We start from the raw sequence: 25,580 nt of genomic DNA, 5'->3' as shown, positions 1-25,580 counted from the left end.
AGTGACCGACAGGGCGCTGCTTCACGACCTCGTGCTGGCGCAGGCCGGCCGTACTCCGGACGCGACGGCCGTACGGCAGGGTGATCGCGAGCTGAGCTACCGCGAGCTGACCGGCGCGGCGGCGGCGCTGGCCCACCGGCTGCGCGCGCTCGGGGCCGGGCCGGAGACGCGGATCGGCATCTGCCATCGCCGTACCCCCGACCTGCTGGTGTGTGTGCTCGGCGTGCTGATGTCGGGGGGCGCGTACGTGCCCTTGGACCCCTCGCACCCGCGCAGGCGGCTGGCCGGGATCGTCGAGGACGCCGGGATCACCACGGTCGTCGCGGACGGGACGGGCACCGAACTGCTGGCCGGGCTCCCGGTCCGGCTGGAGAGCCCGCGCCCCCAGGGCATCGCGGAACCGCCTGCGCGGGTCACGCCGTCGGGTGCCGCCGCGTACGTGCTCTTCACCTCGGGCTCGACGGGGCGGCCCAAAGGTGTGGTGGTCAGCCACGACTCGGCGGTGACGTTCGTGCGGATGGCGGGCGAGGTGTTCGGGCTGGACGCCGGGTGCCGGTCGATCGGGTTCGCCGCGCTGGGGTTCGACGTGTCGGTGCTGGACGTCTTCGCGCCGCTCGCGCGCGGCGGATCGGTGATGCTCATCCCCGACGAGGACCGCGTCGATCCGGTACGGCTCCAGCGTTTCCTCGAACACCACCAGGTGACCTGGGGCACCATCCCGCCCGCCCTGCTCCCGCTGCTGGAGCCGGACCGGCTGCCCTGGTTACGCGACCTGCTCACCGCGGGCGAACCGGCCGGCCCCGAGCAGGTGGCCCGCTGGACCGGCGGCGGACGCCGCTTCTTCAACTGGTACGGCCCCACCGAGACCACGGTCTGCGTGGTCGGCACCGAACTGACCGGCGACTGGGACCGGCCCCTGCCGATCGGCTACGCGCTGCCCGGCTGCCAGGCGTACATCCTCGACGACCTCCTGCGCCCCTGCCCGCCCGGCACGCCCGGCGAGCTGTGCATCGGCGGCCCGCAACTGGCCCGCGGCTACCTGGACCGGCCCGCGCTGTCGGCCGAGCGGTTCGTCCCCGACCCGTACGGCGGGCCGGGCGCGCGCATGTACCGCACCGGCGACCAGGTCGTGCTGGAGGACGACGGCCGCATCGGCTTCATCGGCCGGCTGGACCGGCAAGTCAAGGTCCAGGGCCAGCGGGTGGAGATCGGCGAGGTCGAGGCGGTGCTGCGCGCCCATCCCGGCGTACGGCAGGCCGTGGCGGACGTGACCCCCGGCCCGGCGGGCCTGAAGGAGCTGACCGCCTACCTGGCGCCGGAGAGCGCGCCGGGCATCGAGGACGTGCGGGCCCACTGCCTGGAGAGCATGCCCGCGTACATGGTCCCCACCCGGGTGGTACGGCTGCCCGTCCTGCCCCTGACGGTCGCCGGCAAAGTGGACATGGCGGCCCTCCACGCGGCCTCCCCCAGGCGGGTGGGCGAGCCGGCGCAGGCGAGCGGCCCGGAGCGGGCGGGCGCTGCGGAGCGGGCGGGCGGCGCGGAGCGGGCGGGCGGTGCGGAGCGGGAAAGCGGGCCAGAGCGCGCGGGCGGGCCGGAGCAAGCGGGCGGGCCGGAGCGGGTGGCGGTCAGCGCGACGGAGCGTGGTGTCGCGGCGGCCTGGGCCGAGGCGTTCGGGGGCGAGGAGCCCGGACAGGATGACGACTTCATCGCCTCCGGCGGCCACTCCCTGCTGGCCATGCGGCTGACCGCCCTGCTGCGCACCGGCTTGGGCAAGGAGATCGGGGTGGCCGACGTGCTGGCGGGCCGTACCGTGGCGGGCATCGCGCGCCTGGTGGAAGCGGCCCCGGAGGCGCGCGAGGAGCCGCTCGCCACCGCGCCGGCCGCGCTGTCGGCAGTGCAGCGGCGGATGTGGTTCGTGGAACGGCTGGCCCCCGGCACCCCCGCGCACAACATCGCGATGGCGCAGCGCCTGTCGGGCCCCCTGGACGTCGGCGCCCTGCGCGCCGCCCTGGCGACGGTGGCGGAGCGGCACGAGGTGCTGCGCTGGCGCGTACCGCAGAAGGACGGGGTGCCCTCGGTCGCGGTCTCGCCGCCCGGCCCGGTGCCGCTGCCGGTGGAGGACGTGACTGCGGAGGAGGTCGGCGAGCGGCTGGCGGCCGAGGCCAAGCTCACCTTCGACATGGCGGCCGGGCCGCTGTGGCGGGCCAGGCTGCTGCGCCTGTCGGACGACGAGCACGTGCTGGCGATCACCGCGCACCACCTGGTGTTCGACGGCTGGTCGCAGCAGGTGCTCTACGACGACCTCGGCCGCGCCTACCGCGGCGAGGCGATGCCGCCGCTGCGAACGACGTTCGGCGGTTACGTGGCCTACCTCGGCGGGCGCGACAAGGACGCGAGCCTGGAGTGGTGGCGCGAGCATCTGGAGGGCGCGCCCGGCGTGCTCGACCTGCCGCGCGACCATCCGCGCCCGCCGGTGCAGACGTTCGAGGGCGCGGGAGTGACCACCGAGGCGGACGCCGCCGTCAGCGCCGGGGTGCGCGCGCTGGCCGCCGGTCTGGGCAGCACGCCGTACGCGGTGATGCTGGCCGCGTTCGGACAGGTGCTGCGACGCCTCACCGGGCAGCACGACCTGGTCGTCGGCGTGCCCGTCGCCGACCGGCGCGAGCCCGCCTTCCACCCGCTGACCGGCTGCCTGGTCCAGGTCCTTCCCGTACGGCTGCGCGTCCACGACGCCGACCCCTTCGAGACCCACGTGACCCGCTGCCAGGAGACGCTTTCCGGCGCGCTGGCCCATCTCGACGTGCACCTGGAGCGGCTGGTCGACCGGCTCGGCCCCGGCCGCGACCTGTCCAGGAACCCGCTGGTGCAGGTCCTGTTCAACATGTACGACTTCACCGAGCCGCGCCTGGACCTGCCCGGCGTCACGGCCGCGCCGCTGCCGCCGGGCCTGCCGGGCGCGCTGTTCGACCTGACCCTGTACGTCGGCGACCACGACGGCCGCTACGTGCTGCAGGCCGTCTACAACCCCCGGCTGTTCCGGCAGGAGCGGATCGAGGAGCTGCTCGCGGGTTACCTGCGCATGCTCGGCGACCTGGTGACCGCCCCCGGGCTGCCAGTCGGGCAGGCGTCGCTGCGCGGGCCGCACACGAGGCTCCCGGACGGCACCGCCCCGCTGTCCGGGTGGGACGGCCCGGGAGTGGCCGAGCGGGTCCTCGCGCGGGCGGCCGACCGGGAGACCGTGGCGGTCGCCGGTGAGGACGGCGAGCTGACCTACGCCGGCCTGGCCCGTCTGGCGGAGACGACGGGCGCGGCGGTGTCGGCGGCGGTGCGTCCGGGCGAAACGGTGGCGATCCTGGCCGCACGCACGTTCGAGCTGCCCGCCCTGATGCTCGGCGTGCTCGGGGCGGGCGCCCGCTGGGCAGTGCTCGACTCCGCCCTGCCACCCGCCCGCCTGGCCGCCCAGGCCCGCTCCGCCGGGGCCCGCGCGCTGATCGTCTGCCCAGGCGAGGCCGTACCCCCCGAACTGGTCTGGCTGCCCGAACTGCCCGCCCTGAACCCGCACGAACTCCCCACGCCAGACCCGCACGGGCGATCCGTCCCGGACACCCATGGGCGACCCGCCCCGGACACTCACCGGCGGATCGTGCAGGACCCGCACGGGCGGCCTGCGCCGGACCGGCTCGGGGAGACGGGCGGGGCCGCGTCGGGCGCCGGGGAGTTCCCGGTGCCGTTCGAGCGGCGGGGGTATCTGTCGTTCACTTCCGGCACCACCGGCGAGCCCAAGCCGGTGCGGGCCGACGAGCGTCCGCTGGCCCGCTTCCTGTCCTGGTACGCGGCCGAGTTCGAGCTGACCCGCGCCGACCGGTTCGCGCTGCTGGCCGGGCTGGCCCACGATCCCCTGCTCCGCGACGCCTGGACGCCGCTGACCCTGGGGGCGACGCTGCACGTGCCCGCCCACGACCGGGTCCGCGACCCGGCGCGGCTGGCGGCGTGGCTGCGTGAGCGGGCCGTCACGGTCGCGCACCTGACCCCGCAGCTCGCCACGCTGATCGCGGCGGCCGGGGTGGAGCTGCCCGACCTGCGGCTGGTGCTGTTCGGCGGGGACCGGCTGACCTACGCCGACGTGGCCGCCTTCGCCGCCGTCGCGCCCAAGGCGCGCCTGGTCAACACCTACGGCACGACCGAGACGCCCCAGGCCCAGGCCATGTTCGAGATCACCGGCCAGGTGGCGGGCACCGGCGACCCGGTGCCGGTCGGCCGCGGCGTGGACGGGGCCGAGCTGCTCGTCCTGGACGCCGCCGGCGCCCCGGCCGCCGTGGGCGAGCTGGGCGAGGTGGTGGTCAGGAGCCGCCGGCTGGCGCGGGCGTACCTGGACGAAGAGCTCACGGCGCGGCGCTTCAGCCGCGAGCCGGACGGCGAGACGGCCCGCTACCGCACCGGCGACCTCGGCCGCCACGACCCGGACGGCCGGGTGGTGCTGGCCGGACGGGCCGACGGGCAGGTGAAGATCCGGGGCTACCGGGTCGAGCTGGGCGAGATCGAGGCCGCGCTGGCCGCCCATCCCGGGGTGCGGGCCGCGGCCGCGAAGGTGGCCCATCAGCCCGGCGGGCCGGTGCCGCACGCCTACGCGGTGCCGGCGAGCGCGGCCGTACAGGCCGGTGAGCTGCACCGGCACCTGGCGGCCTGCCTGCCCGCCTACGCGCTGCCCGCCGAGCTGGTGCTGCTGCCCGCGCTGCCGCTGACGCCGAACGGCAAGGTGGACAGGGCCGCGCTGCCCGCGCCGCCGCCGCGCGCTGCGGCCGGACCGGGCCAGGAGCCGGCCACCGCGACGGAACGCCTGGTCGCCGGCGTCTGGCGGGAGGTCCTCGGCCTGCCGCGGGTCTCCGCTGGCGCGAACTTCTTCGAGATCGGCGGGCACTCGCTCGCCACCGCTCAGGTCCAGGCCCGCCTCGCCGCCTCACTCGGGCGCGAGGTGCCGATCGTGGACCTCTTCCGCTTCCCGACCGTACGGACGCTCGCCGCCCACCTCGACGGCGAACGTCGCACCGCAGGAACGGAGCGCGCGGCCCGGCGGGTCGCGGCGCGCCGGGCACGACCCTCAACTCGGCCTCACAGGGCCAGACGGGAGAGTAACGAATGACCGCTGCGCTGAACCATGAGGAAGAGGGGCCCGGGGTCGAGCCGATCGCGGTCGTGGGCCTGGCCTGCCGTCTGCCCGGTGCCGAGGACGTCTCCGCCTACTGGCGCAACCTGGTCGGAGGCGTCGAGTCGGTGCGCTTCTACACCCGTGAGGAGCAGGAGGCGCTCGGCGTTCCCGACTACCTGCTGGACGACCCGACGTTCGTCCCGGCGTCGGCGATCGCGGCCGACTACGCCGGGCTCGACGCGGCGTTCTTCGGCATGTCGCCGCGCGAGGCGGAGCTGCGCGACCCGCAGCAGCGGATGTTCCTGGAGCTGGCCAGCACCGCCCTGGACGACGCCGGCTACGATCCCGCCCGCTACGACGGCGAGATCGGGGTCTACGGGGCGATCGGCTCGGACGAGTACCAATGGCTGCACATCCGGCCGAACAAGAAGGTGTTCGCCTCGGTCGGCAACCTCGCCGTCTACACCGGCAACCATCCCGACTACCTGGCCACGATGGTGTCGTACAAGCTCGACCTGCGCGGCCCCAGCATCACCCTGCACACCGCCTGCTCCTCCTCGCTCGTCGCCCTGCACGTGGCGTGCGAGGCGCTGCGCACCGGCGAGTGCGACATGGCGCTGACCGGCGGCGCCTCCCTGGAGCTGCCCGCCGAGTGGGGCTACCAGTTCCACCAGGACGGCATCTACGCCCCCGACGGGCACTGCCGCGCCTTCGACGCCTCCGCCGCCGGGACGATCTGGGGCGGTGGCGGCGGCATGGCCGTGCTGAAGCGGCTGTCGGACGCCGTGGCCGACGGCGACCACATCCGGGCCGTGGTGATCGGCAACGCGATCAACAACGACGGCGCCACGAAGATGGGCTTCTCCGCGCCGAGCGCCGAGGGCCAGGCGGCGGCGGTCTCCCAGGCGATGGGCGTGGCCCAGATCGACCCGCGCACGATCACCTACGTCGAGGCGCACGGCACCGGCACCGCGCTCGGCGACCCGATCGAGGTGGCGGCGCTGTCCAGCGTGCTGGGCGCCGGCACCGACGAGGCGGGCTGGTGCGGCATCGGCTCGGTCAAGACCAACATCGGCCACCTCGGCCCCGCCGCCGGCATCGCGGGCTTCATCAAGACCGTGCTCGCGCTGGAGCACGGCATGATCCCGCCGAGCCTCAACTACGACAAGCCCAACCCGCGCATCGACTTCGGCGCCAACCCCTTCCACGTCGTCTCGACGCTGACCAAGTGGGAGACGAACGGCTTCCCGCGCCGCGCGGGCGTCAGCTCGTTCGGCATCGGCGGCACCAACGCGCACGTGCTGGTCGAGCAGGCGCCACCCGCGCCGCTGCCGACCGCGCAGCCGCGCCCCGCCCACCTGCTGCTGCTGTCGGCCCGCACCCCGTCCGCGCTGGACGCCGCCGTGAACAGGCTGGCCGGCCACCTCAAGAGCGGCAGGGACTCCGACCTGGCCGACGTGGCCCACACGCTGCGGACGGGACGGCGCCGGTACGCGCACCGGGCCGCCGTCGTGGCCACCGACACCGCCGACGCGATCACCGCGCTGACCACGCCGCGCCGGGTGGTCAAGGGCAAGGCGGGCACGCCCAAGGTGGCCTGGCTGTTCTCCGGCCAGGGCGCGCAGTACGCGGGCATGGGCGCCGGACTCTACCGCGCCCAGCCGGTCTTCGCCGCCGCCGTCGACGAGTGCGCCGCGATCCTGCTCGACGAGCTGGGCCTGGACGTGCGTACGCTGCTGTTCCCCGACGAGGACGGCAAGGAGGCCGCCGACGAGCGGCTGCGGCAGACGGCGCTCACCCAGCCCGCGCTGTTCACGGTGGAGTGGGCGCTGGCCGCGCTGTGGCGCTCGTGGGGGCTGGAGCCGGCCGCGATGATCGGCCACAGCATCGGCGAGTACGTGGCCGCGACCGTCGCCGGCGTCTTCTCCCTGCCCGACGCGCTGCGCCTGGTCGCCACCCGGGGCCGGCTCATGCAGAGCATGCCGCCCGGCGCGATGCTCGCCCTGCGCCGCGACCAGGAGGAGGTCCGCCGCGACCTGCCCGAGGGCCTGTCGATCGCCACCGTGAACGGCCCGGGCACCTGCGTCGTGGCGGGACCCGGCGAGCTGATCGCCGCCTACGCCACCCGGCTGGAGGAGGAGGGCGTCCAGCACACCGCGCTGCGCACCTCGCACGCCTTCCACTCGGCGATGATGGACCCGATCCTCGGCGACTTCCACGAGGCGGTCGCCGCCGCGGTCAGGCACGCGCCCGGCCTGCCGTTCCTGTCGAACGTCACCGGCACCTGGATCACCGCCGAGCAGGCCACCGACCCGTCCTACTGGACGCGGCACCTGCGCGAGGCGGTCCGGTTCGGCGACTGCGTGGCGACGCTCGCCGCCGAGGGCGAGTGGCGGCTGCTGGAGTGCGGCCCGGGACGCCAGCTCGCCGGGCTGGCCAGGACCCAGTTGCCCAAGACGGCGCCGCAGCCGCTGCCCAGCCTGCCCGGCCCCGCCGACGGCCGCCCTGACCTGGAGGTCCTCTACGCCGCGGCGGGCGCGCTGTGGACGGCGGGCGTCGCGCTCGACACCGACGCGCTGGCCGAGCCGGCCCGCCGCGTCCCGCTGCCCGCCTACCCGTACGAGCGGTCCAGGCACTGGGTGCAGACGGACTTCGACCCCGAGCTGGTCTTCACCCGGCCGCCGCGCACGGGGGCGCTGCCGACGGAGGAGTGGTTCTCGGTTCCGGCCTGGCGTCAGGCGCCGCTCGCGCCCGCGGGCAGCGCCGCGCTGGCCGGGCAGCGCTGCCTGGTGTTCGCGGGTCCCGCCGCCGAGCCGCTGCTGGACGCGCTGCGCGCCGCGGGCGCCGACGCCGTCCGGGTGGTCCCCGGCAGCGCGTACGGCACCGCCGCCGACGGCACCGTCACCGTCCGCCCCGCCGAGCGCGACGACTACGAGGCCCTGCTGGCCGGGACCGGGACGCCGGGCCGCATCATCCACGCCTGGGCGCTGGACGGCGAGCCCGCGAGCACGGCCGCGGACGCCACGGCCGCCCAGGACCTCGGCTTCCACAGCCTGCTCGCCCTCGTGCAGGCGCTGGCCGGAGCCGAGCGCGAGGCCGGGGTGCGGCTCGACATCCTCACCGCCGGCACGCAGGGCGTCACCGGCCACGACGTCACCCGGCCCGAGCACGCCACCGTCGCCGGCATCACCGGCGTGGTCCCGCTGGAGGCTCGCTGGCTGACCGCCTGCCACCTCGACCTGGAGGCGGGGCCGTACGACGTGGGCAAGGTTCTGGCCGAGCTGGCCGCCGAGCCGGGCCAGCCGGAGGAGGGCGTGCCGCCGTCCCCGGTCGCGTTGCGCGCCGGCCGCCGCTGGGTGCGCGGCTTCGAGGCGGTGCCGGTGGCCGGGCAGGACGACCCGCTGCGCCCTCAGGGCGTGTACGTCATCACCGGCGGGCTCGGCGGCATCGGCCTGACCCTGGCCGAGGACCTGGCCACGCGGGCACAGGCCAGGCTGGTCCTGCTCGGCCGCTCCGGGCTGCCGCCGAGGGCCGAGTGGGCCGCGCTCGACGGCGCGCCGGAGCGCGTGCGCAGGGCGGTCGCCGCGGTGCTGCGCATGGAGCGGGCGGGCGCCGAGGTCGTCGTGCTCTCCGCCGACGTGACCGACCCCGGGTCGCTGCGCGCGGCCAGGGAGGCCGCGCTGGAGCGGTGGGGCCGCGTCGACGGCATCGTCCACGCGGCCGGGCTCCCCGGCGGCGGCATGGCCGAGGTCAAGGAGCGCCGGGCCGCCGACGAGGTCATGGCGCCCAAGATCGCCGGCACGCTGGCGCTGCGCGAGGTGTTCGGCGACCTGCCGCTCGACTTCGTCCTGCTCTGCTCGTCGGTGACCGCCGTCGCGGGCGGCTTCGGCCAGGTCGACTACTGCGCGGCCAACAACTTCATGGACGCCTACGCCCACGTCTGGCCGGGACGGGTGCTGTCGGTGAACTGGGGCGCCTGGCTGGAGGTCGGCATGGCCGCCGAGGTCGCCGCCCCGGTGGCCTTCCGCGCCCTGCAGCGCGGCGACCGCGTGAGCAGGCTGGAGCACCCCGTGCTCAGCCACCGGCACGAGAGCGCGGGCCGCCAGCCGTGGTACGCCGCCACCCTGTCGCCCGAGACCCACTGGATCCTGGACGAGCACCGGGTCGCCGGGGTGCCGGTGCTGCCGGGCACCGGCTACCTGGAGACCGCGCGCGCCGCGTTCGAGGCGGCCGTGCCCCGGCCGGGGTCCGGTCACGTGGTCGAACTGTCCGACGTCGCCTTCGTCGCGCCGCTGCCGGTCGCCGAGGGGTCGAGCGCCGAGCTGCGGGTGCTGCTCACCCCCGCCGGCGACGGCGTGGACTTCGAGGTGGTCAGCGTCACCGGCGGCGAGCCGGCCACGCACGCCCGCGGCTCGGCCGCGTGGGTGGCGGCCGGGGAGCCCGCGGGCGAGCTGGCCGAGGCGCACGCGCGCTGCGTCCACGGCAGCGACGAGATCAACCCGTTCGCCTCGGCGTCCGGACTGGTCACCTTCGGTCCCCGCTGGACGAGCCTGCGTGCCGTGAAGCTGGGCCAGAACGAGCAGCTCGCCCGGCTGGAGGCCGGCGCCGGCGTGGCCGCGGAGCTGGACGCGCTGCCGCTGCACCCGGCGCTGCTGGACGAGGCGACCGCGTTCATCTCGGTCACCGGCGAGCACAGCTACCTGCCGCTCGGCTACGGCCGCGTCACCCTGCACGCCCCGCTGCCCGCCACGCTGTGGAGCCACGCCCGGCTGCGCGACACCGGCGGCGGCGAGGTGCTGGCCGCCGACCTCACCCTGTACGGCGAGGCCGGCGACCCGGTGGTGACCATCTCCGACTTCGTGCTCAGGCGCGTCGACAAGGACGCGATGACCCGCACCGTCGGCGAGGGCGCCAGGCAGGCGGCCGAGGACCTGACCGTGAAGGAGGAGTCCGCGACCGCGGGCGTGGCCCTGGACCTGGACGGCGCCAAGCGCGGCATCGCCCCGGCCGACGGCGCGGAGGCGTTCCGCCGCCTGCTCGCCGTGGACCTGGGCGTCCAGGTGGTGGTCAACGCCACCGCGCTGCCCGAGTTCGTGGCCGGGGTGCGCGAGCTGACCCAGGACACCGTGGCCGACGAGCTGGCCGCCGCCTCCGCCGCGGGCGAGGCCGGATTGGAGTCCGACGACCACGTGGCCCCGCGCAACGAGCTGGAGAGCACGCTCGCCGGGCTGTGGGGCGAGGTGCTCGGCGCCCGCCGGGTCAGCGTCGAGCAGGACTTCTTCGAGCTGGGCGGCAACTCGCTGGTGGCGGTCCAGCTCATCGCCCTCATCAGGAAGAAGATCGGCGTCCGGCTGCCCATGCGCAGCCTCTTCCAGGTGCCGACCGTGGCCGGCATGGCCGGGCTGGTGGAGGAGCTGCGCGGCCAGAGCGAGCAGAAACCGGCGACGACGATCACCAGGCTTCCCCGACAGGAAAGGCGCTGACATGCGCGACGGACAGTACAAGGTCGTGGTCAACGACGAGGAGCAGTACTCCATCTGGTTCGCCGAGCGCCCCCTGCCGCAGGGCTGGCGGGAGGCCGGCTTCGAGGGGGCCAAGCAGAGCTGTCTCGACCACATCGAGCAGGTCTGGACCGACATGCGCCCGCGCAGCCTGCGCGAGGCCATGGGGCAGTAGAGGAGCGGCCCAGGTGACCGGCACGTACGTCTTTCCCGCCTCCTTCGCCCAGGAACGGCTGTGGTTCCTGGCCCAGCTCGATCCCGGCGCGCCCACGTACCACATCAACGCCATCATGAAGCTGCCCGAACGGGCGGATCCTGACCGGTACGAGCGGATTCTCGGCGAGCTGGTCCGGCGGCACGAGACGCTGCGCACCGGCCTGGCGATCGAGGACGGGAGCCTCGTCCAGATCGTCCAGGTCGAGCTGCCGGTCACCCTGCCCACGACCGACCTGCGCGGCCTGCCGCCCGACCAGGCCGAGCGCGAGCTGGGCGCGCTGGCCGTGGCCGAGTCGCGGCAGCCGTTCGCGCTGGAGCGGGCGCCGCTGTGGCGGGCCCGCCTGGTGCGGATGCCGGACGGCGGGCAACGGCTGATCTTCGTGGTCCACCACGCCGTGTTCGACGCCCGCTCGGCGACCAACCTCGGGCAGGAGATCCGGGAGCTGGACGCAGCGCTTGAGGAGGGCCGCCCGGCGCGGCTGCCCGACCTGCCCGTCCAGTACGCCGACTACGCCGCCTGGCAGCGCGAGAACCTCGGCCAAGGGGTGCTCGCCACCCAGCTCGCCCACTGGCGCGAACGCCTGGCCGGGCTGCCGGCCGACCTCGGGCTGCCCACGGACCGGCCCAGGCCGGCCACCCGCGGGCACGCCGGGGCCGAGCACCACCTGGAGCTGCCCGGCGACCTGGTGGACGCGCTCGAAGCACTGGCCAGGCAGCGCGGCGCGACCCTGTTCATGGTGCTGCTGGCCGGGCTGAAGGCCCTCCTGGCCCGGTACGCGGGCCAGGAGGACGTGGCCGTCGGCACGCCGGTGGCCGGGCGGGACCTGCCCGAGTTCGAGCCGGTGCTCGGCATCTTCATCAACACCCTGGTGCTGCGCAGCGACCTGAGCGGCGACCCCTCGTTCGGGGAGCTGCTGGACCGGGTGCGCGAGACGGTCCTGGACGGGCTGGACCACGCCGAGGTGCCGTTCGACCGGCTGGTCGAGGCGCTGCAGCCGGTGCGCGACACCAGCCGCACACCGCTGTTCCAGGTGGGGTTCAACCTGCTGCCGATGGAGGCGCGCGCCCAGTTCCCGAACGGCACCGCCCAGCTCGACCTGAACCTGGACGTCGTCAGGACGCCCGGCGGCGCGGGCGTCTACCTGGAGTACAGCACCGGCCTGTTCGACGCCGCGACCGTCGAGCGCCTGGCCGGCGCCTACCGGCTGATCCTGGAGGCGGCCGCCGCCGACCCGGCCACGCGGCTGTCGGAGCTGCCGCTGATGACGCCGGAGCAGCGGGCCGAGATGCTGACCGGGTGGAACGGCACCGCCGCGCCGTACCCGGAGCGGACCCTGCACGAACTGGTCGCCGAGCAGGCGGCGCGCACCCCGCGGGCGGTGGCGGTGCGCGCGGCGGACGGCGAGCAGCTCACCTACGCCGAGCTCGACGCGCGCACCGCGGCGCTGGCCGGGCGGCTGGTGGCCGAGGGCGTGCGGGCGGAGTCGCGGGTGGCGCTGTGCCTGCCGCGCGGCGTGCACCAGGTCGTGGCGCTGCTCGCGGTGCTGCGGGCGGGCGGGTGCTACGTGCCGCTGGACGCCGCCTACCCCGAGGAACGGCTGGCCTACCTGCTGGCCGACTCCGGCGCCGCCCTGCTGCTGACCGACCACGCCCACCTCGACCGGCTGCCCGCGCGGCGTCCCCCTGAGCTGCTGGTGGACCAGGACGTGGCGGAGGCCGCCGGGCCGCTGCCCTCGGTCGGGCCGGACAACCTGGCCTACACCATCTACACCTCCGGCTCCACGGGACGCCCCAAGGGCGTGCAGGTGCCGCACCGGGGCGTGGTCAACCTGGTCACCGACGTGATCAGGCGGCTGGGCGGCGGCAGCGCGCTGTATCTGACCTCGCTCTCGTTCGACATCGCGGCGCTGGAGATCTTCACGCCGCTGCTGTCGGGCGGGACGCTGGTCATCGCGCCCGAGGACGCCGCCCGCACGCCCAAGGAGATCCGTCGGGCCGCGGAGGAGTCCGACCTGGTCCAGCTCACGCCGTCGGTGGCGGGCCTGGCGGTGGAGCACCTGCCGTCCGGGCTGCCCCGCGTCATCCTCGGCGGCGAGCCGCTCCCCCTCGACCTGGCCGTCCGCGTGCTCGCGGTCACCGGCGAGCTGTGGAACTTCTACGGGCCCACCGAGACGACGATCTGGTCGACCGCCTACCGGGTGCCGCCCGCGCCCACCGTGATGTCGGTGGGCGGGCCGGTGGCGAACACGACGGCGTACGTGGTGGACCGCGAGCTGCGTCCGGTCCCGGTGGGGGTGACGGGCGAGCTGCTGCTGGGCGGGGACGGGGTGACCCGCGGCTACCACGGCCGGGCCGCGCTGACCGCCGAGCGCTTCGTGCCCGACCCGTTCGGCGCCCCCGGCGGGCGCCTGTACCGCACGGGCGACGTGGCGCGCTGGCGTCCCGACGGCACGCTGGAGTGTCTCGGCCGCCTGGACGACCAGGTCAAGGTGCGGGGCGTGCGGATCGAGCCCGACGAGGTGGCCGCCGTCCTGGGCGAGCATCCCTCGGTACGGCGGGCCGTCGTGGCCGTGCGCGACGACGCCCCCGGCGGGCGCGGCCTGGTGGCCTACACCGTCGGCACCGGCGAGGAACCCGAGCTCCGCGCCCACCTGCGCGCCCGCCTGCCGGAGGCCATGATCCCGGCCGCCTTCGTCGCCCTGCCCGACCTTCCGGTGCTGCCGAGCGGCAAGCTCGACCGCGCCGCCCTCCCGCCGCCGCGCGCCGACGCCGCGAGCGCCGCGTTCGTGCCGCCGCGCACCCCGATGGAGGAGACCATCGCCGCCATCTGGGCCGAGTTGCTGGGCCGCGAGCGGGTCGGGATGACCGACGACTTCTTCGCGCTGGGCGGGCACTCGCTGCTGGTGGTGCGCCTCATCGGCCGGATCGGCGAGGAGTTCGGGGTCGAGCTGCCGCTGCGGCGCTGCTTCGACGCCACGACCGTGGAGGCGCAGGCCCTGGCGGTGCTCGAAGAGGGACTGACCGAGGCCGATCTGCTGGAACTCCTGGAGGAGGAGCGGTGATCGAGGGGAACGGGGTACGCGCGCGGCTGGCCGGGCTCAGCCCGGAACAGCGGGCCGCGCTGGAGGCCCGCCTGGCCCGCAAACGGGCCGAGGGCAGGGGCGAGCCACCCTTCCCGCCCGGCCCGGCGACCGGAGCGGGGGCGAACGGACCGGGCGCGGACGGACTGGAGGCGCACGGACCGGGGGCGGGGGCGCTTTCGGATGCCCAGCGGCGGCTGTGGGTCGTGGACCAGCTCGACCCCGGCAACCCCGCCTACACCCTGTCGTGGGCCTACCGGATCGAGGGCGAGCTGGACGCCGCCGCGCTGGCCGGGGCGTTCGACGCGCTCGTGGACCGGCACCCGATCCTCGGGCACGTGGTCGAGACCGTCGGCGGCGAGCCCCGCCAGGCGCCCGGCCGGGTCCGGCCCAGGCTGAGCGTGGAGACGATGTCCCCGCAGGAGGCCGACGCCGCCGCCCGCGAGGAGGCCCGCTTCGCCTTCGACCTGGCCGCCGGGCCGCTGACCCGGGCCCGCCTGCTGCGCGTGGCGCCGGGCGAGCACCGGCTGACGCTGACCCTGCACCACATCCTGGCCGACCGGTGGTCGGTGGAGATCCTGCTCGGCGACCTGTTCCGCCTCTACGCCGGAGACTCCCTGCCCGAGCCGCCGCCGGCCTACGACGGGTACGTGGCCTGGCAGCGTGACAACCCGGCCAGGGAGCGCGACCTCGACTACTGGCGCAAGGCGCTGCACGACCTGCCCGACGTGCTCGACCTGCCCGCCGACCGGCCGCGCCCGCCCATGCAGTCCAACCGGGGCCGCCGCCACGTGTTCGAGCTGGACGGCGCCCTCGCCAAGGGACTGCGCGAGCTGGCCGCCGGGCAGCGGGCCACGCCGTTCATGGTGCTGGTCGCCGGGCTGCAGGCGCTGCTGGCCCGCTACACCGGCCGCGCCGACATCCCGATCGGCACGCCGATGTCGGCCCGCCCGCACCCCTCCTTCGACCACACCGTCGGGCTGTTCCTGAACACGGTGGTGCTGCGCGGCGACCTGTCGGGCGACCCGGACTTCACCGAGCTGGTGCGGCGGAGCAGGGAGGGGACGCTGGCCGCGTTCGACCATGCGGGCCTGCCGTTCGAGACGCTGGTGGAGGAGCTGTCCAGCGGCCGGGACCTGTCGCGCAACCCGCTGTTCCAGGTCATGCTCGCCTACCAGAACGTGCCGCAGGCGCCGCCGGGCGGGCCGCGCGGGCTGCGGCTGGAACGGCTGGAGGTGCGGCCGGGAACGGCGATGTTCGACCTGGACCTCATCGTGGAGGAGCATCCGGACGGGTCGCTGCTGTGCGCGCTCGACTACGCCACCGACCTGTTCGACGACGACCGGGCGCGGCGGCTGGCCGGGCACCTGCGCACGCTGCTGGCGGCGGCCGTCGCCGATCCCGGGCTGCGGCTGTCGGAGCTGCCGCTCATGGACGCGGCCGAGCTGCAGGCGACCCTGCGCGCGGGCAACGACACCGCGCGGCCGTACCCGGAACGCGGCATCCACCACCTGGTCGCCGAGCAGGCGGCGCGCACGCCGGACGCCGTGGCCGTCGAGGGACGCGACGGCGGGTCCGTGACCTATGCCGGGCTGGACGCGCGCGCGGACGGCCTGGCGGCGGAGCTGCGCGCGCTCGGCGTGGGCCGGGAGAGCAGGGTCGCGGTCCTTCTCCCCCGCGATCCGGAGCTGGTGGTGGCGGTGCTGGCGGTGCTCAAGGCGGGCGGCTGCTTCGTCCCGCTGGATCCCGGCTATCCGGCCGAGCGGGTGCGGCAGATCGTCGCCGACTCCGGCGCCGTGCTGACCGTGACCGTGGACGCGTTCCGGGACCTGCTGCCGCGCGACGCCCGCGTGCTGCTGCTCGGCGACGGCGCCGGGACCGGCGTGCCCGCCGAGCCGGAGTTCCACCCGGACCAGGCGGCCTACCTGATCTACACCTCGGGCTCCACCGGCCGCCCCAAGGGCGTGGTGGTGCCGCACCGGGGCCTGGTCAGCCTGCTGGGCGACGTGTCGGAGCGTCCCGGGCTGGCGCCCGGCGCGCGCTTCCTGTTCCTGACCTCGATCTCGTTCGACATCGCGATGGTCGAGCTGTTCGGCCCGCTGGTCTCCGGCGGCACGGTCGTGCTCGCCTCGGCCACCGGCATCGAACGTGTCCACGACCTCATCCGGCGCGGCGAGCTGCACACCGTCCAGGCCACCCCGTCCGTGCTGGAGGGGCTGCTGCCCGCGCTGGCCCACAGGGTCCCGCGCGTGATCAGCACCGGCGAGGCGCTGCCGGGGCCGCTGGCCGCCCGCCTGCTCACCGTCACCGACGAGCTGTGGGACCTGTACGGCCCCACCGAGACCACCGTGTGGTCCACCAGGCTCCGCGTGACGGGCGGCGGGGGCGGCTCGATCGGCGGGCCGGTCGCCAACACCACGGCCTACGTGGTGGACCGCGACCTGCGGCCGGTCCCGGTGGGCGTGCCCGGCGAGCTGCTGCTGGGCGGGGCCGGGGTGACCCGCGGCTACCACGGCCGGGCCGCGCTGACCGCCGAGCGCTTCGTCCCCGACCCCTTCGGCCCGCCGGGCGGCCGCCTCTACCGCACCGGCGACCTGGCCCGCCGCCTGCCCGACGGCACGCTGGAGTGCCTGGGCCGCCTCGACCACCAGGTCAAGATCCGCGGCGTGCGGATCGAGCCGGACGAGGTGGCCGCCGTCCTCGGCGAGCACCCCTCGGTACGGCGGGCCGTCGTCACCGTCCGCGACGACGCCCCCGGCGGGCGCGGCCTGGTCGCCTACACCATCGGCACCGGCCAGGAAGGCGAGCTGCGCGCCCACCTGCGCGCCCGCCTGCCCGAGGCCATGATCCCCGCCGCCTTCGTCACCGTCACCGGCTTCCCGGTCCTGCCCAGCGGCAAGCTCGACCGCGCCGCCCTCCCGCCACCCGTGGCCGTCGCCACGACCGCCGCGCACGTGCCGCCGCGCACCCCCGCCGAGCGCGCCCTGCACACGATCTGGAGCGAACTCCTCGAACGCGACGACTTCGGCGTCGAGGACGACTTCTTCACCCTGGGCGGCCACTCCTTGCTGGCCATGCGCCTGGTGGTCAGGCTCAGGGAGGCCCACGGCGCCGACGTGACGCTGCGCCGCTGCTTCGCCACCCCGACCATCGCCGGCCTGGCCCCGCTCCTGCCCGCCCAGGCGCCCGCCGCCGCCCCCATCCCCGCCGCGCGGCCGGACGAGACGCGCCCCTCGCACGCCCAGGCCCGCCTGTGGTTCCTCGACCAGCTCGACCCCGGCAACCCCGCCTACAACGTCGCCTGGGCCGAGCAACTGACCGGCCCGCTCGACGTGGCCGCGCTGAGCGCCGCCTTCGACGACCTGGTGGACCGCCACGACGCCCTCCGCCTGGTCATCGTGGCCGACGACGGCGAACCCGCCCTGCGCGAGGGCGCCCACCGGCCGCGGCTGACCGTGCGCGAAGGACCTGACGTGGGGCTGGAGGAGGCGCGCCACCGCTTCGACCTGGCCGAGGGGCCGCTGGCGCGGGCCGCTCTGGTACGGCGCGGCCCCGACGAGCACGAGCTGTACCTCACCCTGCACCACGTCGTCACCGACCGCTGGAGCCTGTCGATCCTGCTGCGCGACCTGATGGAGCTCTACCGGGCCCGGGCCGGCGGCGGCCCGGCGGAGCTGCCCGCGCTCCGGGCCGGGTACCGGGACTTCGCCGCCTGGCACCGGACCAAGGTCGCGGAGCGGGCGGGCGACCTGGCGTACTGGAAGGACGCGCTCGCCGACCTGCCCGCCACCCTGGACCTGCCCGCAGACCGGCACCGTCAGGGGCCGGCGAGCATGGCGGGGCGGCGGCTGACGTTCCCGATCGACGCCGCGACGACGGCGGCGGTGCACGCCCTGGCGCGCGAGCGGCAGGTGACGCCGTTCATGGTGGTGCTGGCCGCGCTGCAGGCGGTGCTGGCCCGCTACACCGGCCGCGCCGACATCCCGGTCGGCACCCCCGTCTCCGGCCGCGCGCACCCGGACGTGGAGGAGATGGCCGGGCTCTTCCTGAACACGCTCGTGCTGCGCGGCGACCTGTCCGGCGAGCCCAGCTTCGGCGACCTGCTGGCGCGCACCCGCGAGCGTGTCCTGGACGCGCACGAGCACGCCGAGCTGCCGTTCGAGGTGCTGGTACAGGAGCTGGCGCAGGACCGCGACCTGGCCCGCAACCCGCTGTTCCAGGTGATGCTGGCCTACCAGAACGTGCCGCCGTCGCCGCCCGAGGTGGCGGGGATCGGGCTGCGCACCCTCGACATCGATCCGGGGGTCGCGCAGGCGGACCTGCACCTGGTGATCGAGGAGGGCGGCGACCGGGTCACCGGCGTGCTGCACTACGCCACGGACCTGTTCGAGCACGAGCGGATGGAGCGCCTGTCCGACCACTTCCGCGCGCTGCTGTCGGCGGCGGTGGCCGAGCCGGACCGGCCGGTCGCCGACCTGCCCCTGCTCACCCCGGCCGAGCTGGACACCGTCGCCCGGGCCAACGACACGGCGATGCCGTTCGCGGGCGGCACCCTGCCGGAGCTGGTCGCCGCGCAGGCCGCCCGTACGCCGTCCGCGCCCGCGCTGGGTTACGAGCGCGCGGACGGCAGCCGCGGCTGGCTCACCTACGCCGAGTTCCTCGGCCGGGTCAACCGCCTGGCCGGGCGGCTGCGGGCGCTCGGGGCGGGTCCCGGGCAGGTCGTCGGCGTCTGTCTGGAGCGGGGTGCGGACCTGGTCGTCGCGGTCCACGCGGTGGTGGCGGCGGGGGCGGCCTACCTGCCGCTGGAGCCGGACCATCCGGGCGAACGGCTGGCGGGCATGCTGGCCGACGCGGGCGCCCGGCTGGCCGTCACGGCCGGGGACCTGCCCGGCCTGGGCGTCACGACGGTCCCGGTGGACGGCGACGCCCATGCCGATTCCAGGGTCGAGTCTTGGGAACCGCCGCATCCCGACGCGCTGGCGTACGTGCTGTTCACCTCGGGCTCCACCGGGCGGCCCAAGGGGGTCGGGATCTCGCACCGGGCGATCGTCAACCGGCTGCGCTGGATGCAGGACGCCTTCGCCCTGACCGGGGACGACCGGGTGCTGCACAAGACGCCGTTCTCCTTCGACGTGTCGGTGTGGGAGCTGTTCTGGCCGCTGATGACCGGGGCCGGGATGGTCGTCGCGCGGCCCGGCGGGCACGCCGACCCCGCCTACCTGGCCGCGCTGATGGCGGGCGAGTCGGTCACCACGGCGCACTTCGTACCGTCGATGCTGGACGCCTTCCTGTCCGAGCCTGGGCTGGGTTCGCGGCTCGGCGCGCTGCGTACCGTGGTCTGCTCGGGGGAGGCGCTCGGCGCCGACCTGGCCGCCCGCCTCTTCGCCGCGCTCCCCGCCACCGGCCTGCACAACCTGTACGGCCCGACCGAAGCGGCCGTCGACGTGTCCTGGCACGCGTGCCGGCCCGGCGAGGCCACGGTCCCGATCGGCCGGCCGGTGGCCAACACCCGCCTGGAGATCCTCGACGCCCGCATGAACCGCGTGCCCGTCGGCGTCCCCGGCGACCTCTGGATCGGCGGCGTGCAACTCGCCCAGGGGTACGCGGCCCGTCCCGCCCTGACCGCGGAACGCTTCGTCCCCGACCCCTACGGTCCCCCGGGCGCCCGCCTCTACGACACCGGCGACCTGGCCCGATGGCGCCCCGACGGCGAGATCGAGTACCTCGGCAGGTCCGACCACCAGGTCAAGATCCGCGGCATGCGGGTCGAACTCGGCGAGATCGAGGCGGCGCTGGCCGCCCTGCCCGGCGTCCGCGCCGCCGCCGTGCGCGCCGTCGAGGACGGCGCCGGCCTGCGCCTGGCCGGATACGTGGTGCCCGAGAGCCCGGACGCGGCCGGCGAGTGGGACCGCCTGCTGGCCGCCACGCTGCCCGCCCACATGATCCCGGCGAGCTGGACCGTCCTCGGCGAGCTGCCGCTCAACCGCAGCGGCAAGCTCGACAGGAACGCCCTGCCCGACCCGCGCGCCCCCGAGAACGCCGGGCACGCCGAGCCCGAGGGACCGGCCGAGCTGGCCGTCGCCGCCGCCTGGCAGGGCGTGCTCGGGCTCGAACGGGTCTCGGCCCACGACAACTTCTTCGCCGTCGGCGGCGACTCCATCCGCAGCCTCAAGGTGGTCGCCCGCCTGCGCGAGGCCGGTTACGCGGTCCGGCTGGAGCAGTTGTTCCTCCACCAGACCGTCAGAGACCTGGCCGGGCGCCTCCTGCCCGCGGCGGCGCAGGAGCCGCCCGCGGTGCAGGAGAGCCCGTTCGGCCTGCTCAATCCCGAGGATTTGGCACGACTGCTGGAAGGCGAGGCGCGATGACCGTCACCACGGGAGCCGCGCGCGGCCTGGAGGACGCCTATCCTCTGGCCGCGCTGCAGGCGGGGATGCTGTACCACAGCGCGTACGAGCCGGACGCGGCCACCTACCACGACCTGACCACGATCACGCTGCGCGGCGGGTTCGACGCGGCGGCGTTCGAGGCGGCGCTGGCCGAGGTGACCGCCCGGCATCCGGTGCTGCGCACCTCGATCGACGTGAGCGGGTTCAGCGAGCCGCTGCAGCTCGTGCACCGCACCGCCACGCTGCCGCTGGAGGTGACGGACCTGTCGGGCGATCCGGACGCCGCCGGCCTGCTGGCCGCGTGGTCGGAGGCGGAGAAGCGGCGGCCCTTCGACTGGTCCGCGCCGCCGCTGGCCCGCGCGCACGTGCACGTGCTGCCCGGTGAGCTGTTCGCGTTCAGCCTGAGCTTCCACCACGCCATCCTGGACGGCTGGAGCGTGGCGTCGCTGGTCACCGAGCTGCTGAGCCGCTACCACGGGCACCTGGTCGGCGAACGGCTGCCGCTCACCCCGCCGGGCGCGGCCTTCCGCGACCTGGTGGCCGCCGAGCGCGCCGCGGTGGCCGCGCCCGAGACCCGCGACTTCTGGGCCGCGCGGGTCGCCGGCGCCCCCGACACCCGGCTGCCGCGCCTGCCCGGCGAGCACGGCGAGCCGGGGGCCGAGGAACTGCGGCTGCCGCTGGCCCCCGACCTGCTCGATCGGCTCGGCGCGGCCGCCAGGGAGCTGGCGGTGCCGTTGCGCACGCTGCTGCTGGCCGCCCACCTGCGCGTGCTCGCCCTGGTCACCGGCGAGAGCGAGGTGATGACCGGCCTGGTCACGCACAGCCGGCCGGAGAGCGAGGCGGGCGAGGAGGTGCTCGGCCTGTTCCTCAACACCGTGCCGCTGCGCCTGGACGTGCGCGCCCCGACGTGGGCGGCGCTGGCCCGCAGGGTGTTCGAGGCCGAGGTGGCGCTGCTGCCGCACCGGCGCTACCCGCTGTTCGAGATCCAGCGCGCCGCGGGCCGCTCCCCGCTGCTGGACGTGCTGTTCGACTTCCGCGACTTCCACGTCTACCGCGGGCTGCCCGGCGTCGAGATCGTGGACCAGGAGTTCTTCGAGCAGACCGACGTGCCGTTCGCCGCGGCCTTCAGCCGTTCGCGCGAGCACGGCGGCTTCGACCTGACGCTCACCTACGACCGGTCCCAGTTCGACGCCGAGCAGATCGGGCGGATCTCCGCCTTCTACCTCACCGCGCTGGGTCAGGCGGCCGACCCCGCCGCCGATCCTCGGCCCGCAGACCCCTACCTGGAGCGCGACTCCGCCTCGATCGAGGCGTGGAACGGCACGGCGCGGCCGTACCCGGGCGGGACGCTGCACGAGCTGATCGGCGAGCAGGCCGCGCGCACGCCCGGCGCGCCCGCGGTCTGCTACGACGGGACCTGGATCACCTACCGTGAGCTGGCCGAGCGGGCGGGCGCGGTCACGGCCCGGCTGCTGGCCGCCGGGGCCCGGCCGGGCGACGTGGTCGGCGTCTGCCTCGAACGGGGGCCGGACCTGCTGCCCGCGCTGCTGGGCGTGCTCGGCGCGGGCGCCGCCTATCTGCCGCTGGAGCCGGACCTGCCGGCGGAGCGGCTGGCGTACATGATCGAGGACGCGCGGGCGCGCGTGGTGCTGACCCCCGCGGAGGGTACGGCGGTGCTGCCGGACGGCGTCGCACTTCCCCTCGACACCTCCTTCTCCGGCGTCACCGCCCAGATGCCGCGCGTGGACCCCGACGCGCTCGCCTATGTGATCTTCACCTCCGGGTCCACCGGACGGCCCAAGGGCGTCGGCGTCTCGCACCGCGCGATCGTGAACCGGCTGCGCTGGATGCAGGAGACGTTCGAGCTGGGCTCCGACGAGCGGGTGCTGCAGAAGACGCCGCTGTCGTTCGACGTGTCGGTGTGGGAGCTGTTCTGGCCGCTCATGGTCGGCGCGGGCCTGGTCGTCGCCGAGCCCGGCGCGCACCGCGACGGCGCCCGCCTGGCCGCCTACGACGTCACGACCATGCACTTCGTGCCGTCGATGCTGGAGCTGTTCCTCGACGAGCCCGCCCCGCCCGCGCTGCGCCGCGTCATCTGCTCGGGCGAGGCGCTCGGAGCGGAGCTGGCCGCCCGCTTCTTCGCCGCCATGCCCGGCGTCGCCCTGCACAACCTGTACGGCCCGACCGAGGCGGCCGTCGACGTCACCTGGCACCCCTGCGCGCCCGGCGAGAAGCTGGTGCCCATCGGCCGCCCCGTCGCCAACACCCGCCTGGAGGTCCTGGACGCCGGCGGCCGGCGCGTGCCCGTCGGCACGCCGGGCGAGCTGTGCCTGGGCGGCGTCCAGCTCGCCCGCGGCTACGTCAACCGGCCCGGCCTCACCGCCGAGCGGTTCGTCCCCGACCCGTACGGCCCGCCCGGCGCCCGCCTCTACCGCACCGGCGACGTGGCCCGCTGGCTGCCCGGCGGCGAGGTCCAGTACCTCGGCAGGACCGACTTCCAGGTCAAGATCCGCGGCCAGCGGGTCGAGCTCGGCGAGATCGAGGCGCTGCTGGCCGCCGACCCCTCGGTACGCGCCGCCGTCGTCGTGCTGCGCGGCGAGCGGCTGGTCGGCTACCTCGTCCCCGAGGGCGACGACCTGCCCGATCCCGCCCCGGCGCTGCGTAAGAAGCTGCCCGACGCGATGGTGCCCGCCGCCTGGGTCCACCTGGACGCGCTGCCCGTCACCGCCAACGGCAAGCTCGACCGGGCCGCGCTGCCCGAGCCCGGTGACGCTGGGCGGGCGCCGTACCTGCCGCCCCGCGACCCCTTCGAGGCCAAGCTGGGCACGCTGTGGGAGGAGACCCTCGGCGTGGACGCCGTCGGCGTGCACGACGACTTCTTCGCCCTCGGCGGCCACTCGCTGCTGGCGCTGCGCCTGACCATGCGGCTGCGCAAGGAACTCGGGCGCGACGTGCCGCTGTCGACCGTGCTGACCGCGCCGACCGTCGCCAGGCTCGCGGTCGAGCTGCGCCGTCCCCAGGACAACGACGGCGCGCCGGAGCGGATCGTGCCGCTGCGGCCCACGGGCGAGCGGGACCCGGTCTTCCTGTTCCACGCGCTCGGCGGCCAGGTCTTCCGCTACCTGCCGCTGACCCGCCACCTCGGCTCCGACCAGCCCGTCTACGCCATCCAGGCGGCCGGGCTCGCCCCCGGCGAGGAGCCGCACGCCACGCTCGCGGAGATGGTCGACGACTACACCGCCCATCTGCTCAAGGTGCGGCCGCACGGCCCGTACGTGCTGGGCGGGTACTGCATCGGCGGCAACATCGCCCTGGAGACCGCCCGGCGGCTGCGCGAGATGGGCGAGCAGGTGCCGCTCGTCGTCCTGTTCTACTCCGACGCCGACGAGCCCGTGCTGCGCGCCTCCCTGGAGGACGACGCCGTCCTGCTCACCCACGCCCTGGCCGGCGGCAAGGTGCAGGTCGACCTCGACGACCTGCACCGGATGAGCCCGGACGAGCGGCTGCTGGCCGTCATCGACGCCGCCGCCCGCTCCGACACGCTCCAGCCCGACACCGCCGACCTGCGCCAGGCCCGCCGGTTCGTGGAGGTCTTCCGCGCCAACGCCCACGCCGTCGGCCACTACCGGCACGACCCCTACGACGGGGACGTGCTGCTGTTCTCGCCCGCCGCCGAGGGCGTCCCGCCCGACGACATGGGCTGGAGCGACGTCGTCACCGGCCGCCTGCGCATCTCGCCCATCCACGGCGAGCGTTTCACCGTCATGTACGAGCCCCGGGTCGCCCTGGCGGCCGCCGAACTGAGGAGCAGCATCGACCATGGCCTCACCCCCCACCACTGAGCCGCCCACCACCCTGTGGAAGAACCACGACTTCCTCAAGCTGTGGAGCGGCGAGAGCCTGTCGCTGATCGGCTCGCAGGTGACCGTGCTCGCCATGCCGATCGTCGCGTACCTGTGGCTGCACGCCTCGGTCGCCGAGATGGGCGTGCTCGGCGCGCTGTCCAGGCTGCCGATGGTGCTGTTCTTCGTCGTGGGCGTCTGGGTGGACCGGATGCGGCGCCGTCCCGTGCTCATCTGGAGCGACGTCATCCGCGCGTTCATGCTGGCCACGGTGCCGGTGCTGTTCGTCATGGACATGCTCACGCTGTGGTGGCTGTTCGTGGTCGTGTTCGTCATGGGCGTGTTCGGGGTGCTGTTCGAGATCGCCTACCGGTCGTACCTGCCGATTCTGGTGGCTCCCGAGCACCTCGGGGACGGCAACAGCAAGCTGCAGCTCAGCGACTCGGTCTCCAAGGCGGTCGGGCCCAGCCTGGCCGGGTTCCTCATCGCCACCCGCTCGGCGCCGCTCATCATCATCGTGGACGCGATCAGCTACGTCCTGTCGGCGCTGTGCCTCTTCTCCATCCGCAAGCGCGAGGACCCGCCGCCGCCCGACAGCGGCGGCAGCATGATCTCGGCCATTCGGGCGGGGTTCGGCTGGGTCATGTCCCACCCGGTGGTCCGGCCGCTGGCGATCGCGAGCGCCGTCTACTCCTTCTTCGACATCGGCATCCTGCAGACGCTCTACATTCCGTACGTGATCGACGGGGCCGGGGTGCCCGCCGGCTGGGTCGGCGGCGTGCTGGCGGTCGGCGGCGTCGGTGCGGTGGCCGGCGCCTGGTTGTCGGTGCGGCTGATGAAGGGCGTGGGGCCGGGGCCCACGATGTTCTGGTCCACGGTGATCGGCAACAGCGCGCTGATCCTGGTGCCGCTGGCCGGGGGGCCGGTGTGGCTGGCGATCGGGGTGCTGGCGTTCTCGCAGTTGCTGGTGGGGTTGTGCACGCAGATCTTCGTGGTCAACAACATCACCGTGCTGCAGTCGGCTACGCCGCGGGAGCTGGTAGGACGGGTCATCGCCACCATCTGGGCCATGGGACTGGTGCCGGCGCCGCTGGGGGCGCTGGCCGCCGGGTTGCTGGGGCAGGCGCTGGGGATGCGGCCCGTGGTGCTGGTGGCGGCGGTGATCGGGGCGGTGGTGCCGATGATCGTGCTGGCCATGTCGCCGATTCCCCGCATGCGGGAGATCCCCCAGGCCTGAGCCTTCGGAGCTTTCGAGACGCGCGTCCCACCGGGCTTTCGGGCTGTGAGACGCGCGTCCCACCGGGCTTTCGGGCTGTGAGACGCGCGTCCGGCCGGGCTTTGGGAGGCTTTGACGCGCGCATCCGGCCGGGCTTCGGAGCTTTTGAGACGCGCGTCCCACCGGGTTTTGG

7 protein-coding genes are annotated in these 25,580 nt (G+C 75.3%); all 7 read left to right on the top strand.

Annotated elements, in window-relative coordinates; all coding sequences use genetic code 11:
- Position 1: 1 nt before the first annotated feature.
- From ACIBEJ_RS04815 to ACIBEJ_RS04785, 7 genes are read left to right on the top strand one after another with little or no spacing between them, the layout of a single operon-like run.
- A complete protein-coding gene (locus ACIBEJ_RS04815) occupies positions 2 to 5,140 on the top strand; it encodes an amino acid adenylation domain-containing protein (RefSeq protein WP_397181245.1) in 5,139 nt (1,712 codons plus the stop codon).
- On the top strand, positions 5,137 to 10,629 hold the full coding sequence (locus ACIBEJ_RS04810; RefSeq protein WP_397181244.1) for an SDR family NAD(P)-dependent oxidoreductase: 5,493 nt from the start codon (positions 5,137 to 5,139) through the stop codon (positions 10,627 to 10,629). The genes ACIBEJ_RS04815 and ACIBEJ_RS04810 overlap by 4 nt, the downstream gene beginning before the upstream one ends.
- Before the next feature lies 1 nt (position 10,630).
- Positions 10,631 to 10,822 carry an MbtH family protein gene (locus ACIBEJ_RS04805; RefSeq protein WP_397181243.1) on the top strand — a complete coding sequence of 64 codons (192 nt, stop codon included), beginning with the start codon at positions 10,631 to 10,633 and terminating at the stop codon, positions 10,820 to 10,822.
- A 13-nt stretch (positions 10,823 to 10,835) separates the two neighbouring features.
- Entirely contained in the window at positions 10,836 to 13,925 is a 3,090-nt protein-coding gene (locus ACIBEJ_RS04800; protein ID WP_397181242.1) for an amino acid adenylation domain-containing protein, read from the top strand.
- A complete protein-coding gene (locus tag ACIBEJ_RS04795; RefSeq protein ID WP_397181241.1) occupies positions 13,922 to 20,308 on the top strand; it encodes an amino acid adenylation domain-containing protein in 6,387 nt (2,128 codons plus the stop codon). The genes ACIBEJ_RS04800 and ACIBEJ_RS04795 overlap by 4 nt, the downstream gene beginning before the upstream one ends.
- Positions 20,305 to 24,171, top strand: coding sequence for an amino acid adenylation domain-containing protein (locus tag ACIBEJ_RS04790; protein ID WP_397181240.1), 3,867 nt, complete (start codon positions 20,305 to 20,307; stop codon positions 24,169 to 24,171). Before ACIBEJ_RS04795 ends, ACIBEJ_RS04790 begins: the two co-directional genes overlap by 4 nt.
- The gene (locus ACIBEJ_RS04785) at positions 24,149 to 25,408 is read left to right on the top strand and encodes an MFS transporter (RefSeq protein WP_397181239.1); all 1,260 of its coding nucleotides are present in this window, start codon (positions 24,149 to 24,151) and stop codon (positions 25,406 to 25,408) included. The genes ACIBEJ_RS04790 and ACIBEJ_RS04785 overlap by 23 nt, the downstream gene beginning before the upstream one ends.
- Positions 25,409 to 25,580 lie beyond the last annotated feature (172 nt).

Origin of the sequence: Nonomuraea sp. NPDC050790, from assembly GCF_044456745.1 — a bacterium.
In the GTDB taxonomy this organism is placed as follows: domain Bacteria; phylum Actinomycetota; class Actinomycetes; order Streptosporangiales; family Streptosporangiaceae; genus Nonomuraea.
Note: the sequence above shows the minus strand (reverse complement) of the source record. Positions and strands in the feature narration are given on the sequence as shown.